We start from the raw sequence: 15,182 nt of genomic DNA on the forward strand, positions 1-15,182 counted from the left end.
CGAACGCTCCCCCACCTGACGATCCACTGTGGATTCGTCGTCGCGCGGCAGGAAGGACCTGCAGATGGCACCACGACCGAACCTGCACCTCGCGGTGGCGCTGGACGGCGCTGGCTGGCATTCCGCCGCGTGGCGGGATGAATCCGCCCGCGCTGCCGAGCTCTTCACCGCCGGGTACTGGGTCGACGTCGTGCGGGAAGCCGAGCACGGCCTGCTCGACTTCGTCACGATCGAGGACTCGCTCGGCCCGCAGTCGACCCTCGTCGACGGCCCGGACGACCGGACCGACCAGGTGCGCGGGCGGCTCGACGCGGGCCTGATCGCCTCTCGCGTCGCGCCCCGCACCACGCACATCGGCCTGGTGCCCAGCGCCGTCGTCACGCACACCGAGCCGTTTCACATCTCCAAGGCGGTCGCCAGCCTGGACTACATCAGCGCCGGCCGCGCGGGTTGGCAGGTGCAGGTTTCGGACCGACGGAGCGAGGCCGCGCACTTCGGTCGGCGCGAGGTCGACCCCGCGGAGCTTTTCGACGAGGCCGCCGATTACGTCGAGGTGGTCCGCCGGCTGTGGGACAGCTGGGAGGACGACGCGGAGATCCGCGACGTCGCGACCGGCCGGTTCATCGACCGCGAAAAGCTGCACTACATCGACTTCGCCGGGAAGTGGTTCGACGTCAAGGGGCCGTCGATCACGCCACGTCCGCCGCAGGGCCAGCCGCTGGTGACGGCCCTGGTCACGGAGGCCGCCGCGCACCGGTTCGCCGCCCGTGCCGCGGACGTCGTCTTCACCATCCCGCACGACGCGGAGCAGGCGCGGATCGTAACCGACCGAATCCGCGCCGACCAACCGGCTTCCGGGCGCGGCCCGCAGGTGTTCGGCGATCTGGTCGTGTTCCTCGGCGAACGCGCGGCCGAGCGGAAGGACCGGCTGGACGAGCTCGATGGCGCGGTGTACGCATCGGACGCTCCGGTGTTCACAGGCACCGCGTCCGAACTCGCCGATCTGCTGATCGCCTGGGCCGAAGCGGGGCTTTCCGGATTCCGGTTGCGGCCCGGCACCATCCCGCACGACCTCACCGCGATCACCCGCGGCCTGGTCCCGGAGCTGCAACGACGCGGAGCCTTCCGCACCGCCTACGAGGCCGGCACGCTGCGCGGGTTGTTCGGCCTGCACCGGCCCGCCAGCCGCTATGCCGCCACCGTCGGAGGACACCTGTGAGCAAGCAGATTCACCTGGCCGCGCACTTCCCGGGCGTCAACAACACCACGGTGTGGAGCGATCCGGCTTCGCTGAGCCAGATCGAGTTCTCCTCGTTCACGCACCTAGCTCGCACCGCCGAGCGCGGGAAGTTCGATTTCCTGTTCCTCGCCGAGGGATTGCGGCTGCGCGAACACGCCGGGAAGATCTACGACCTGGACGTGGTGGGCCGCCCGGACACCTTCACGGTGCTCGCCGGGCTGGCCGCCGTCACCGAGCACCTCGGGCTGGCGGGCACCATCAACTCGACGTTCAACGAGCCGTACGAGGTGGCCCGGCAGTTCGCCAGCCTCGACCACCTCTCCGGTGGCCGGGCGGCCTGGAATGTCGTCACGTCATGGGATGCGTTCACCGGCGAGAACTTCCGGCGCGACGGCTTCCTGCCGGAGGACCAGCGCTACGAACGCGCCGAGCGGTTCCTGCGCACCGCGTGGGAGCTCTTCGACTCCTGGCGCGGCGACGAGATCGTCGCCGACAAGGAGTCCGGGGTCTTCCTGAAAGACCCGCGGGCCGGCTCCTTCGCGCTCCGCGACGCGCACTTCGACATCGCGGGCCGCTTCAACGTGCCCCGCAGTCCGCAGGGCCGACCGGTGATCTTCCAGGCCGGGGATTCCGACGCGGGCCGCGAGTTCGCCGCCTCGGCCGCCGACGCGATCTTCACCGGCCACGGAACCCTGGAGGCGGGCAAGGAGTTCTACGCGGACGTCAAGGGCAGGCTCGCCCGGCACGGCCGGTCCCGCGGCGAGCTCCTGGTGTTCCCGGCGACGACCGTGGTGCTCGGGGAAACCGACGCGGAAGCCCACGAACGCGCCGCGCACATCCGGCACCAGCAGGTCAGCGGCCAGACCGCCATCCGGTTCCTGGAACAGCTCTGGAACACCGACCTCGGCGGCTTCGACCCCGACGGACCGCTGCCCGAGTTCGATCCGGTGGTCGGCGCCGATGCGATCACCAAGGGGCGGGCCAGCTCCCGGCGCCACCGCGACCCGATCACCATCGCCCGGCGGTGGCGCGAACTCGCCGAGGCCAAGCAGCTGTCCCTCCGGGAGCTGATCATCGAGGTCACCGCCCGGCAGTCGTTCATCGGCACGCCGGAGACCGTGGCCGAGACGATGAACCGGTTCGTGCAGGAAGACGCCTCCGACGGCTTCATCCTCGTCCCGCACCTCACCCCCGGCGGCCTCGACGAGTTCGTCGACACCGTGGTCCCGCTGCTGCAGGAACGGGGCGTGTACCGCACCGAGTACCCGGGCGCGACGCTGCGCGAGAACCTCGGGCTGCCGCCGCTGGCAGACCCCCACCGCAGCACGAAGACCGCCTCATGACCAGGTCGACTTGGAGGTCGCACTGATGCCCACCCCGCTGTCCGTCCTCGACCTGTCGCCCGTCCCGTCCGGGCAGACCTCGGCCGACGCCTTGCGCAACACCATCGACCTCGCGCAGCGCACCGAACACCTCGGCTACCGCCGCTACTGGGTGGCCGAACACCACCTCATGCGCGGCGTCGCCTCCTCGGCGCCGGCGGTGCTGATCGCGCTGATCGCGGGCGCGACCAGCCGGATCCGGGTGGGTTCGGCGGCGGTGCTGCTGGGGCACCACTCCCCGCTGGTGGTCGCCGAGCAGTTCGGCACGATCGCCCAGCTGCACCCGGGCCGCGTCGACCTAGGGCTCGGGCGCTCCGGCCTGCTGCGCGGCCGGGAGCTGGTGCGCCGGTTCGCCGGTCCCGCCGACGGGCCGGCGCCCGAGGCCAAGGTGGTGGACGGGCTGCTGATCCCGCCCAAGCCGCGCGCGCTGGCCAGATCGGAGCGGTTCGTGGCGCGCATCGAGGAGCAGCAACGGCTGCTCAGCACCGGCGAGCCCGCGGAATCACCACTGGACTACCGAGCCCAGGTCGAGGAGATCCTACAGTTCGTCGACGGTGGATTCCGGTCCGCCAGCGGCGAACCGCTGCACGCGCTGCCGGTCGAAGGTGCCGATCTCGACGTCTGGGTCCTCGGGTCCAGCGCCGGGCAGAGCTCGGCCACGGCGGGTTCGCTGGGCCTTCCGTTCGCGGCGAACTACCACGTCAGCCCATCAACGGTGCTGGAGGCGGTCGCAGCCTACCGGGACGACTTCACCGCATCCGCGAAGCTGGCCCGCCCGCACGTCGTGGTGTCGGCGGACGTGGTGGTGGCCGACACCGACGAGCAGGCCCGGGAGCTCGCCGCCCCGTACGGGCAGTGGGTGCACAGCATCCGCGCCGGGCAAGGCGCGATCCCGTACCCCAGCCCGGCCGAAGCAGCTGAGTTCCCGTGGACAGTCCAGGCGCGGGAAATCGTCGCCGACCGGCTGGACACCCAGATCGTGGGCTCGCCGGAGACGGTGGTGCGCAAGCTTGTGACGTTGCGCGATGCCACCGCCGCCGACGAGCTCGTGATAACCACGGCCACCCACGACCACACCGACCGGGTCCGCTCCTACGAGCTGCTCGCCAAGGCCTGGCTGGAGTCCTAACCGCGTCCGATGAACGGCATCGCGGTAGCGGTGATGGTCAGGAACTGCACGTTCGTGTTCAGCGGCAGGCCCGCCATGTAGAGCACGGCGTCGGCGACGTGCCGGGCGTCGAAGGTCGGTTCGGGGCGAACCGAGCCGTCCGCCTGCACCACGCCGGTGGCGATGCCCGAGGTCATCTCGGTGGCCGCGTTGCCGATGTCGATCTGCCCGCAGGCGATGCCGTAGGGCCGACCGTCCAGCGAGATCGACTTGGTCAGGCCGGTGATGGCGTGCTTGGTCGCGGTGTAGGCGACGCTGCGCGGCCGCGGGCTGTGCGCGGAGATGGAACCGTTGTTGAGGATCCGGCCGCCCTGCGGGTCCTGGTCCCGCATGATCCGGAAGGCGTGGTGCGCGCACAGGAACGAGCCGGTCAGGTTGGCCTGCACGACGTCCTGCCAGTCCGAATAGGACAGTTCGCCGACCGAACCGGCGGTGCCGAAGGTGCCCGCGTTGTTGACCAGAAGGTCGACCCGGCCCCACGCGTCGCGCACGCCCTCGAACAGCGCGGCGACCGACTCCGGGTCGCTGACGTCGGTCGGTGCCACTCGGGCGGCTGAGGAGCCCTGCGCGGTCTCTTCCAACGGCTCTGGCCGCCGGCCCGCCAGCGCCACCCGGTAGCCCGCGCCGAGCAGCGCCTGCGCGATCTCCCGCCCCACGCCGGATCCGGCCCCGGTCACCACTGCGACTCGCATGTCGCTCATCAGCCCTCCCGTCACGATTGCCAACGGGCTCATTGATACCTCACACAGCGACCGCGCCCGAATCCCTTCGGACGGTTGGCGCGAGCCGCACCCGGGCACACCCATAACGTGCGCACTGTGCTTCTGAGGCCACCAGCTTCGCGGGCCGTCTGGTGCTACCCGGCGTTACTCTCCGCGCTCATCGCGCTGGCAGGCTGCGGCGAGCCGCCCGCGAATCCCCCGAACAGCGCGCCCGCCGCGTCGCCGCCTGCCGCCCAGGTGGCAGGAACGGAGGTGACGTTGCGCGGCGAAGTGCGGAACGGGGTCGAACTCGGCTGCCTGGTCCTCAACACCAGTGACCGGGAGTACCTGCTGGTGCACCCACCGCCCGAGCTGCGTCCTGGTGTGACTACAGTGGTCCGCGGCAGGATCGAGCCGGGCATGGTCACGACCTGCATGCAGGGAACCCCGCTGGTGGTGTCGGAAGCGCACACCGCTTGAGAGCGCCGAAGGGCGTCACGAATCGCCCGCCGGGCCCCGCTGGGTGGGGATGAGGTCCCGGAGGTATTCGCGGTGTTGGGCGGGTAGTGCCCTGCCGCCTGGTCGTGGCGTTCGCTTTGGGTCCACTGTGGACGGTGGGATGAACACCGGTCGCCGGTCCCGTATCTCGGTTTCCCATCGCTGGTTGTGCAGGGTCCGGTGATGATGACCGCAGAGCATCACCATGTTGCCCAGCTCGGTGCTTCCACCATCGACCCAGTGGGGATCGACCCCAGGGTCCCGGCAAAGTCGGGTTTCAGCATGTCAGGAGCAGTTCGATGGGCCGGTTGAAATCGCGGGCGTGATGTCGGCAGGCGGCGGCGATGTTCGTGTGGCCGGCGAGTCGGAACAGGCTGATGGCGATGTTGCGGAGGCTGGCCATCACCTGGGGTGCGTGGCCGGTGCGGATCTGGCTGCGGTCTTCGTCGTAGGTTACGTCGCGGACCCAGTGCAGCCCGTTTTCGATCGACCAATGTCCGCGCAACCATGTGGCGATCTGTTCGGGTCCGGCGTCGGTGACGGTGAGACTGGTGATGGCGTAGACGGTTTCGCGGGTGCGTTTGCCGGCCTTGCGGTTGGTGCGGGTCCGGGTGAGTCGCAGGACCTGAGCGGCGCCGGGGAATCCGATGCCCGTGGTGAGTTCGGTCGCTTTCAGGGTGCGGGTGTCCTGCAGGAGAACGTCAAAGTCGGTTTGTGCTGGTAGCGGTGGTGATGATGGGGAGGATTCGGGTTCTGTCGGCGGCGATGCGTTGTAGGGTGCGGGTGATTTGGGTGATGCCGGCCAGGCGGAGTATGCCGAGTGCGAGGTTGCGGAGGGTGGCCATGACCTGTGCGCCAGTGCCTGCGTAGGCGTGTTGGTGGTCCTCGTGGTAGACGGTGTCGCGGACCCAGTGCGATTTGTTCTCCACGCTCCAGTGTCGACGGACCAGGGCGGCGATCTGGGCGGGGGTGGCCAGGTCGGCCGACAGGCTGGTGACGCCGTGCACGACCTCCTTGGATAGCCGGTTGCCGGCGTGGTCGAAGGTGTCGCGACGGATCCGAAACACTTGTGCCGCACCAGGAAACTCGATCCCGTCGGCGGGAGCGGCCCAGATCGCGCGCCGGACGATCTTGCCGTTGCTGCGGTCGATCTCGACGTGGTGCTCGCTGCCCGGCTTGGCGGGTGGCAAAACGGTGGTGATCGCCGCGAGCAGCGCGGGCTGGTTGCCTTTCACGGTGAGGGCGTAGGCACCACCTCGCTCACAGACGATGTGGGCCGCGGTGGCGTGCTGGGCATGCGCGGCATCCCCGGTGACCACCACATTGGTCAGGTCAACGTCTTTGAGCAGCGCGGCCACTTGCGTGATCTCGTTGGTGTCATGGGGGATACGCCGCTGTGCGATCACGACCGCCTCTCGTGCAGCAACGCGGAGAACAGCTTGATCTCGCTACCCTCGGCACCGCCGGGAGCGATGGTGTTCCGCACGACCTTGCCGTCCATGGCCACCGCAACCACCCCCGCATCAGCGCCCTCACCGGAGCCGCTGGAGCCGTCCGCCCGACGGGCAAACGCTGCCGCCATAGCCTGCTCCCGCATCCATTGACATACCCGTGCATCGGCGGCGTCGGCGTCGATATCGTGGGCCAGCCGACGCATCGTCGGCTCGCTGGGCACTACATACCGACCGGTCACCGGATGCAGGCGGCACCCGGCGGCCGCCAACAACACCACTGGCAGATCCACTGCCTGATCAGCGATCTCCCGAAAGTTGCGGGCACCGGCCAACACCGCGAACACCATCACCGACAGCACCGCACCAATCGTGTGCCGAACACCCCGCGGATCACGCGGATCAGGCACACCAGCAAGCAGCTCAACCAGCAACCCAACCGCGGACAAACCGGCCTCCAGCAGCGGATCCGGCCGCTCAGCAACGGCTAACACGGGCGACGAACACGAGACGTGCGACACTGACAACGGTGGCCTTCTTCCTGGTGACGATCGTGGCGTAGGAACCTTGATCATCCCAGGCGGAGGCCATCACCCATGTTCGGACTAGGCATCGACCACGTACACACCGGACTTCACACCAAGATCACCGACTTTGACGCTCTCCTGGGGTGTCCTGGCGGCCGTGGCCGCGTTCGCGAGTCACTGACATGGAGGGAATGTCTTTCCAGGGCAGTGATTTCAGTCGTTTACTTAAGGTGGGCTGGTTGGCTTTCACTGTGAGGATGTAGTGGCCGCCCCGATCGCGGATGATCTGGGCGGTGTCGCGCTGGCAGTGCATGGCGTCGGCGGTGATGACCGCATTGGTGATGTCGAGAGTGCCCAGAAGCGCGGCCAGTACAGGAATTTCGTTGGTCTTGGCGCCGACGGCGACCTGGGCGAGCACGGCTTTGCTGCGCTGGCACAGCCCGGAGAGCAGATGCACCAGCTTGCCGGCGGTGTCCTTGGCTCCCTTGACCGTTTTCCCGTCGAAGGCGATGACCCGCCGCCCGCTGATCGTGCTGGTACGCAGCCACATCCACGCACTGATCTTCTCGTCGAACACATCACCGGGAAGTCGTTGCAGTACACGACGGATCGTCGATTCCGACGGCGGCCGGCGAACAACGCCCAGCCGGACCAGCGCACCCGCTGGTACATCGGTGGCCCACTCGGCGATCGCCGTGAACGAGCGTGCCCCGGCCAGCGTGGCCGCCAGCGCAATGGCCAGCACCACCGCCAGGCGGTGCCGCACACCCCGGCGCTTGCGTGGATCGACCACGTCCGTCAACACCTCCAGCAATCCCTGGAGGACCGGCGATCCGGCGTCCGTGACGGATGCGGGCTGGGCAGGGCCTGACTCGATCGGGGTTTGAAGGGCAGGAGATGATGAGAACGCGGGCACGGCGACGACTTCCTGACGATCGGTGTTTGGCGACTTCGATCATCACCCTGTGATCGCCGTGCCCGCGCTCACGACACGCCGTTACCGCAGGTCAACCCATCACATCAAGACTTTGCCGCAGCCCTGGGATCGACCCCCGGGCGCAGTGTCCGGATTGCTCCGGGTCTGTTTGCAGGCCATCACCAGAAAAGCCGGGTCGTAAACGAGATTATAGAGGTCACCAAACCGGCGATCGTGGTCGTTGATCGCCCATGAGTGCAGTTTCGTCTGCATCTCCAGTACCCGCTGTCGCGCCCGGAACCGGGACTCCAGCAAGGCACCGATATTCACCGGCGCGTCTTCTGGCATTACAGTCCTTCCCTGCTGACTTGCTGCCGCCCTTCCCCATGTGCGCGGGCTTTCCCCGGCTCGGAGTACTACGGCGGCTCCGCCCCACCACCCGGTCATCGATGGGCAATGCATCTACCCGCCTCACCCGATGGTTTCCGGGTTTGTTGGCGGGAACCGGACGGTGGTTCCCGTGTTCACTTGATTCGATCGACGAGGGAGACGCCCAGCTTTACCCCGGTGGCCCCCGCGAGTACGCCACAGACTTTCCCCACGGACAGCCCATACTCCCTTGTAACACAAGGAAATGCAGGCGGGCGCTACCCCTACACTCGGTTCACGCGCACCACAGCACCAGCCCATATCCGCCAGATTTGAGCCGGCTCCACTTAACGAGGCCTCAGACACTGGTTCCTCTCGTACACCTTCTCGTCTCGCTCACCGAGCCCGCACCATCTGGCAGTACTGGCACGACTCGACTTTGTCAGGGCCGCTTGCCACCCAACCCGCCCATTCCCGCGAGCCAGGCTGCCCTCAGCTTCAACCAAACTGCTGTGACAATTCAGCGGTAGAGGTCTTTCACCCCCACTCGGAAATCAAGCGCCTCACGGCGCACGTGGGCGATGTGATGTGCTTCCGGGGTTCCCGGCGGCCGGTCGCACCCCGGAAACGCACACACCCCGTCCCGCTGCAGCAACGCCGCCCGCAGATGCGTCGGCGCGGTCCGCTTCGCCCGACCCACATCCAGCGGGAGCCCGTCCCCGCCGAGAACCACCGGCAGCACCTCGGCGTCGCAGGCGATGCGTCGGGCGTTCTCGGCGGTGATGGCGCGTTCGGTATTGAGGGTGCCGGGCAACCCTGTTTCGGCGGCGATGAACCCGAGCCCCTTCTTCAAGTCCTCGAAATCGATGGAGATGGTGATGTGCGGCCGCTGTCCACCCGAACGCGGAACCCCGTCATGATCCAGCGCCAGGTCCAGGATCGCGGCGAGCCCGTCGGCGTTGCGCTGCCCCACCGTGCGCGGATCCTTCTCCCCCTCTACCTCCGGCCGCGGTGCGGCCAGCGGTTGCATCAGCGCGGCGAACTTCGCCCCGGCCTCGCGGTCGAGGCGGGCTTTGATGACCGTCATCCCATCCCGGGCAACCGTGTAGTGCAGCTCCCGCGACTCATGCTGGTCTTCCTCGTCGTCGTAGGCACCGTCCTGATCCAGCAGATAGCGGATGCGCTCGGCAAGCTTCTCCAGCTCACGAGGCGTCATCATCCGCGCATACCCAGCCAGGGTTGATTCGACCTCACCGACCTGATGACAGCGGGCATACTCCGGCAGGCGGCGGACCCCGTCCACGATCACCCGCGCATGCTCCAACCCGATCGCACCCTCTGCCAAAGCCGCAGCAGTCTCAGGCAGGTCGGCGGGCATGACCTCGCCATACAAGCTCTGCCGGTCCTCAACATTGCGGGCGACCTTGACTCGGGTTTTCGCATCACGCGCATCGATGTTGAGCAACCCCTGCAACCACACCTGCGCCGACCGGAACCCCAACTCGGCATACACACCACGGTGGTCGGCTTCGGCGATGCACTGCAACTGCTCCATCATCAACACCCGCATCGCCTCCTCCAGTTCACGGATACGGGCGGCGAGTTCGGCATCCGTGCACGACACCGCCGACCGGGCACTGGTGGTGCCGACGGCCGGATCCTGGATGTTCAACAGCGGTGTCATACCAAATATTCTCCCGCATTAGAACACCAGTTCGCACGCCTTTTATGGTCACTTGATCAGGTGAAACACCCGACCCGAAACCCAAAAACCCAAGCCGCGGAAACGAAAACACCGGAAACCCGACACAGAAACAGCACCGAAAACCACAGCACGCCGAAGGCGACACCCAACCACCACCAGACCACCAGCACGAGCATCGTGAGCGGTTTCAAGCGCTATAGCACCGAAAACCACGCACGGACCACCTCGGAACGCAGCGATCACCACCGCCCACGCCCCCTAGCTAGGTGAATGCCCGACCGAGACAAACCCTCCACCCCGAACCCCACACCCCACACCCCACACCCCACACCCCACACCCCACACCCCACACCCCACACCCCACACCCCACACCCCACACCCCACACCCCACACCCCACACCCCACACCCCACACCCCACACCCGCCAGCGAAAGACGACCACAACCCAAACCCGGCTACGGATCAACCCAAAACCAACCCCCCCAACGCCCCCACCCCAGTACTCCGCCACCCCGCAACGCAAAAGCCCCACCCCGCCAGACCACTCCTGGCCATCCCCGTGACACAAAGCCGAACAGGGGCTGCGGGACGGATGTCAAGCCGTTCACCCCCGAAGGGTGGACCGCCCCGGGTTTTGTGGAGACCTGATCATCTGTCTCGTGGGGCTATGCCGCTGTCGGGGGCTGCACGTGTCTGCGTTGCCGGAAGGCTTGCTCGAACTCCATCGGTGGCCTGTCGCCGCACCAGGAGTGCAACCGTTCATGATTATACCAGTAAACCCATTCCGCGGTCGCCAAGGTGACCTCGGCGGCGTCTTTCCATGGGCCGTTCCGGGCGATGAGTTCCTTTTTGTAGAGAGCGTTGACCGACTCTGCCAGCGCATTGTCGTAGGAATCGCCCGTACTGCCAACGGATCGTTCGATCCCGGCGTCGGCGAGCCGTTTCCCGTAACGGATCGAGGTGTATTGAACACCTCGATCGCTGTGATGTACCAATGCTTTACTGAGATGTTCTTTCCGGGACCACAATGCCATATCGAGCGCGTCTAGCGCAAGCTCGGTTCTCAGGTTGTCCGACACCTGCCAGCCCACGATCGCGCGGGAAAACGCATCCGTCACGAAAGCGGTATAGCAGAAATCACCATCGAGAATGTCCACATAGGTCACATCGGTGACCCACAGCTGGTTCGGCGCCGGCGCCCTGAAATCTCGTTCCACCAGGTCACGCGGCCTGGTGTCCGCATTGCCGGGGATCGTCGTCCGCGGCCGGTGCCGTGTGGCCACGACCCCGGTCATGCCTTCGGCGCGCATCAGTCTCTCAACCGTGCACCGCGCCACCTTCACTCCCTCGCGTAAGAGCTGTTTCCACACTTTCCGGGCCCCGTACATCCCTTTGCCCTGCTGTTCCCAGACCGCCCGGATCTCCGGGATCAGTTCCTCATCCCGCGACCGGCGATCCGACGGCTGCCCCTGACGTTTCTTCGTCGCGTAATACGTCGACACCGCAAATCCGATCACCTCGCACACCGGGGCGACACCGAATTCGCTACGGTAGGTATCGACGAACCCAGCTATCTCGGCGGTCGAGGGTCCAGTTCCCGTGCGAAAAAAGCAGAAGCCGCTTTCAGGATCTCGTTCGCCCGGCGAAGCTCGCGGTTCTCCCGCTCCAATTCCGCGATCCGCACGTCAGCCTCCGATACCGAGCCCGCCGCCCGCTCGCCCGAGGGCCGCCGCCCCTGATCGTCCTGACGTAACCAGTACCGCAACGCCTCCGGATTGACCCCCAACTGCTGGGCCACCCGCGCGATCGCCCCACGCCCCGGACCCAGCTCCCGCTCCAGATCACGCACCATCCCCACCGCGCGTTCCTTCAACTCCACCGGGTACTTCCTCGCCGCTGCCATGCCGTTCATCCTCTCCAGAACCAACGGCCTCCAACGAACCCGGGGTGGTCCAGGGGCGGCCGAAGGCCGGGTTTGACCTCCGGCCCGCGGCCCCCACACTCCACCAACACGGGGATGGCCCACCCACAACAGAACCCCAAAAGCCCCAACCCCGAACCAAACCCCCGCACACGCCGAAGCGATACGAACCGGGTACAACCCGCCCACACGAGCCACCAAACGGCCCACCCTCCAGGACCTCCACCCCGAACCCGGAGATCTCCAACCGCTGCTCCCGAAGCTTAACCACCACGCTCCCAACGTGGTGGTTGAGCAGGAACACCCGCGGTGAGCTTCTCCAGCGATGGCACGTCGAGTTCACGATCCGGGGTCAGCGGCGTACACGGGGGCGGGATCACTCCGCCGACCAGCTCGGACATACCACTCCTCTGTCTCCCGACAGAAGACGTCGTAGGACGTAGGACGTAGGACGGATGCAGGATTTCCAGACGCTATCGGGTCCGACCGGAGCTGACAAGTGCCGCCGGGCGAAGCGATCGGACGCCCATACGGCTGCCGGGGACCCACGGACGCAGTACGCTCGTAGCCGCGCAATGTCGTTTCGCCCAGCCATTCGGCGGGAGTTCACGGAATCGGCAGCACAGGACCCCCGTCGGCGGCTCGGGACGCGGTGCCGGGAGCCGATATGAGCAGGTTGACGCAACCGACCAAGCCCGAGAGCAAGCTGTTCCGGAGGATCCGCGACCAGGCGGACGAGGCGGACCAGCGATTCCGCCTGGCTCCCGGGTTGCGGCGGCAGATCAGCAAGGTCTTCCCGTCGAACTGGTCGTTCCTGCTCGGCGAGCTCGCGCTCTACAGCTTCGTCATCCTGGTGCTCACCGGCACCTACCTCGCCTGGTTCTTCGACCCGTCGATGACCGAGGTGACCTACAACGGCGTCTTCAACAACCTGCGCGGCGTGACGATGTCGCGGGCGTTCGAGAGCACGCTCGACATTTCCTTCGACGTCCGCGGCGGGCTGTTCGCGCGCCAACTGCACCATTGGGCCGCGCTGATCTTCATGGCCTCGATCGTGGCGCACATGTTCCGGATCTTCTTCACCGGCGCGTTCCGCCGCCCGCGCGAGGTGAACTGGACCATCGGCATCCTGCTGTTCTTCCTGGGCATGTTCGAGGGCTTCATCGGCTACTCGCTGCCCGACGACCTGCTGTCCGGCACCGGGCTGCGGATCGCTTCCGGCATCGTGCTCTCGGTCCCGGTCATCGGCACCTGGCTGCAGTGGATGCTCTTCGGCGGGGAATTCCCCGGAACCGAGATCATCCCGCGGTTCTACCTGTTCCACGTGTTCCTGCTGCCCGGCCTCATCCTCGGCCTGGTGGCAGCGCACCTGGCAATCGTCTGGTACCAGAAGCACACCCAGTACCCCGGCACGAAGCGCACCGAGTCCAATGTGGAGGGCGTGCGGATCATGCCGGTGTTCGCGGTCAAGAGCACCGGGCTGTTCCTGATCATCACCGGCGTACTGGCGATCATGAGCGGCATCTTCCAGATCAACGCTATCTGGAACTTCGGCCCTTACGTGGCCTCGATGATCTCGGCGGCTTCCCAGCCCGACTGGTACATGATCTGGACCGACGGCATGGGGCGGTTGTGGCCGCCGTGGGAGGTCTACCTGGGCCCGTACATTATTCCGGCGGTTTTCTTCCCGCTCGTCGTCGGGCTGGGCCTGGTGTTCACCGTGGCGATCATCTACCCGTTCCTGGAGCGCAAGCTCAGCGGCGACACCGCGCACCACAACCTGCTGCAGCGACCGCGCGACGCGCCGGTGCGGACCGCGCTGGGCATGATGGCCATCACGTTCTTCCTGGTGGTGCTGCTGTCCGGGGCGAACGACATCATCGCCTTCCAGTTCGGGTTGGCGCTGAACATGACCACCTGGGCGGGCCGGATCGGCGTGCTGCTCGCGCCGCCGATCGCCTACTACGTGACCTACCGGATCTGCCTGGGCCTGCAACGCGCCGACCGCGAGGTCCTGGAGCACGGCGTGGAGACCGGCATCATCAAGCGCCTGCCGCACGGCGAGTTCATCGAGGTCCACCAGCCGCTCGGCCCCGTCGACGAACACGGGCACCCCGAGCCGTTGCCGTACCAGGCCACCCCGGTGCCGAAGAAGATGAACCAGCTCGGTGCCGCCGGCCGGTCGGTGCCCGGCAGTCTGCTGGTACCGGATCCGCGCGAGGAGACCGAGGCGCTCGACGCCGCCCGCCGCCGGGAGGCCGAGGAGAAGCGCGCCGCCAGGGCGGCCGAGGTCGAGGTCCGTTCGGGCCGCCCGCAGGCGCCCGAACGGTGATCGGCGCTGCCCCGGCCGTTGCCGTAGGGTGCGCGCGTGTCCAATCGGGAACTGGTGGTGCTCGGCACGGCGAGCCAAGCTCCGACGCGGTCTCGCAACCACAACGGCTACCTGCTGCGCTGGGACGGCACCGGCTTCCTTTTCGACCCCGGCGAAGGCGCTCAGCGCCAGATGATCCACGCGGGGGTCAGCGCGCACGACATCGACCGGATCTGCATCAGCCACTTCCACGGCGACCACTGCCTGGGGGTGCCGGGAGTGGTCCAGCGGCTCTCGCTGGACCGACTGCGGCGGCCGGTGCACGCGCACTACCCGGCCAGCGGCGCCGGTTTCTTCCGCAACCTGCGCTACGCGTCCGCGTTCGACGAGGTCGTCGACCTGCAGGAGCGGCCGATCGAGTGGGAGGGCACGATCGCCACCGGCCCGTTCGGCAGGCTGGAGGCCGTGCGGCTGGACCACCGCATCGAGACGTTCGGTTACCGGCTGGTGGAGCCGGACAGCCGGCGCATGGTGCCCGAGCGGTTGGCCGAGTTGGGAGTGCGCGGGGCCGCCATCGGGAAGCTCGAGCAGGAGCACACGCTCCGCTTGGACGGCGGCCGCCTGGTGACGTTGGAGGAGGTCAGCGAGCCGCGCCCCGGGCAACGGTTCGGGTTCGTGATGGACACCCGGCTGTGCGATGGCGTGTTCACCGTCGCCAACGGCGCCGATCTGCTGGTGATCGAGTCCACGTTCCTGGACGAGGACGCGCGGCTGGCCGACGAGTACCGCCATCTCACCGCCGCCCAGGCGGCCCGGGTCGCCGCCGAGTGCGGTGTGCGCTGCCTGGTGCTGACGCACTTCTCGCAGCGCTACTCGGATCCGCAGCGCTTCCACGACGAGGCCGCGGCGGTCTTCGACGGCCCGGTGGTCGTGGCCGAAGACTTGCAGCGGGTCCCGGTGCCGCGGCGCCGTTGAGGCGTACCGATATGCTG

The 15,182-nt window shown here is 67.3% G+C and carries 14 protein-coding genes; 6 read left to right on the forward strand and 8 right to left on the reverse strand.

Annotation, left to right across the window (positions count from 1 at the left end; all coding sequences use genetic code 11):
- The first annotated feature begins 64 nt into the window (after positions 1–64).
- The 3 genes from DL519_RS08850 to DL519_RS08860 are packed head-to-tail and all read left to right on the forward strand — an operon-like array spanning position 65 to position 3,751.
- Positions 65–1,219 (forward strand): LLM class flavin-dependent oxidoreductase, encoded by a 1,155-nt coding sequence (locus DL519_RS08850; protein ID WP_190813868.1) that lies wholly within the window; start codon positions 65–67, stop codon positions 1,217–1,219.
- The gene (locus DL519_RS08855; RefSeq protein ID WP_190813870.1) at positions 1,216–2,583 is read left to right on the forward strand and encodes an NtaA/DmoA family FMN-dependent monooxygenase; all 1,368 of its coding nucleotides are present in this window, start codon (positions 1,216–1,218) and stop codon (positions 2,581–2,583) included. The genes DL519_RS08850 and DL519_RS08855 overlap by 4 nt, the downstream gene beginning before the upstream one ends.
- Positions 2,584–2,608: 25 nt before the next feature.
- Positions 2,609–3,751, forward strand: a complete 1,143-nt coding sequence (locus DL519_RS08860) for an MsnO8 family LLM class oxidoreductase (RefSeq protein WP_190813872.1) — start codon at positions 2,609–2,611, stop codon at positions 3,749–3,751.
- Here DL519_RS08860 and DL519_RS08865 read toward each other — a convergent pair.
- Positions 3,748–4,491 carry an SDR family oxidoreductase gene (locus tag DL519_RS08865; RefSeq protein WP_190813874.1) on the reverse strand — a complete coding sequence of 248 codons (744 nt, stop codon included), beginning with the start codon at positions 4,489–4,491 and terminating at the stop codon, positions 3,748–3,750. The genes DL519_RS08860 and DL519_RS08865 overlap by 4 nt on opposite strands.
- Before the next feature lie 273 nt (positions 4,492–4,764).
- Between DL519_RS08865 and DL519_RS45930 the strand changes: the two genes are divergently transcribed.
- Positions 4,765–4,971 (forward strand): hypothetical protein, encoded by a 207-nt coding sequence (locus tag DL519_RS45930; protein WP_223838583.1) that lies wholly within the window; start codon positions 4,765–4,767, stop codon positions 4,969–4,971.
- A gap of 295 nt (positions 4,972–5,266) precedes the next feature.
- Here the strand turns inward: DL519_RS45930 and DL519_RS45935 are convergent, their stop codons facing one another.
- From DL519_RS45935 to DL519_RS08905, 7 genes are all read right to left on the reverse strand, one after another.
- The gene (locus tag DL519_RS45935; protein WP_223840235.1) at positions 5,267–5,683 is read right to left on the reverse strand and encodes an ISAs1 family transposase; all 417 of its coding nucleotides are present in this window, start codon (positions 5,681–5,683) and stop codon (positions 5,267–5,269) included.
- Between the two features lie 7 nt (positions 5,684–5,690).
- On the reverse strand, positions 5,691–6,395 hold the full coding sequence (locus DL519_RS08880) for an ISAs1 family transposase (RefSeq protein ID WP_190813876.1): 705 nt from the start codon (positions 6,393–6,395) through the stop codon (positions 5,691–5,693).
- Complete coding sequence (locus DL519_RS08885; RefSeq protein WP_190813878.1) at positions 6,392–6,934, reverse strand: transposase family protein; 543 nt, start codon at positions 6,932–6,934, stop codon at positions 6,392–6,394. The genes DL519_RS08880 and DL519_RS08885 overlap by 4 nt, the downstream gene beginning before the upstream one ends.
- A 151-nt stretch (positions 6,935–7,085) precedes the next feature.
- The gene (locus DL519_RS08890) at positions 7,086–7,772 is read right to left on the reverse strand and encodes an ISAs1 family transposase (RefSeq protein WP_190813879.1); all 687 of its coding nucleotides are present in this window, start codon (positions 7,770–7,772) and stop codon (positions 7,086–7,088) included.
- 210 nt (positions 7,773–7,982) lie between these two features.
- On the reverse strand, positions 7,983–8,231 hold the full coding sequence (locus tag DL519_RS08895) for a hypothetical protein (protein WP_190813881.1): 249 nt from the start codon (positions 8,229–8,231) through the stop codon (positions 7,983–7,985).
- 541 nt (positions 8,232–8,772) lie between these two features.
- A complete protein-coding gene (locus tag DL519_RS08900) occupies positions 8,773–9,936 on the reverse strand; it encodes an HNH endonuclease signature motif containing protein (RefSeq protein ID WP_223838585.1) in 1,164 nt (387 codons plus the stop codon).
- Between the two features lie 687 nt (positions 9,937–10,623).
- Positions 10,624–11,861, reverse strand: a protein-coding gene (locus DL519_RS08905) for an IS3 family transposase (protein WP_190823860.1) whose coding sequence is annotated in 2 segments (ribosomal slippage) — positions 10,624–11,564 and positions 11,564–11,861 — 1,239 coding nt in all. Because the reading frame shifts where the segments join, the coding sequence is not laid out codon by codon here.
- 685 nt (positions 11,862–12,546) lie between these two features.
- Between DL519_RS08905 and qcrB the strand changes: the two genes are divergently transcribed.
- Complete coding sequence (gene qcrB, locus DL519_RS08910; protein WP_190813883.1) at positions 12,547–14,211, forward strand: cytochrome bc1 complex cytochrome b subunit; 1,665 nt, start codon at positions 12,547–12,549, stop codon at positions 14,209–14,211.
- A gap of 36 nt (positions 14,212–14,247) precedes the next feature.
- The gene (locus tag DL519_RS08915; protein WP_190813885.1) at positions 14,248–15,165 is read left to right on the forward strand and encodes a ribonuclease Z; all 918 of its coding nucleotides are present in this window, start codon (positions 14,248–14,250) and stop codon (positions 15,163–15,165) included.
- Positions 15,166–15,182 lie beyond the last annotated feature (17 nt).

The sequence above is a fragment of the Saccharopolyspora pogona genome (assembly GCF_014697215.1).
In the GTDB taxonomy this organism is placed as follows: Bacteria; Actinomycetota; Actinomycetes; order Mycobacteriales; family Pseudonocardiaceae; genus Saccharopolyspora; species Saccharopolyspora hattusasensis.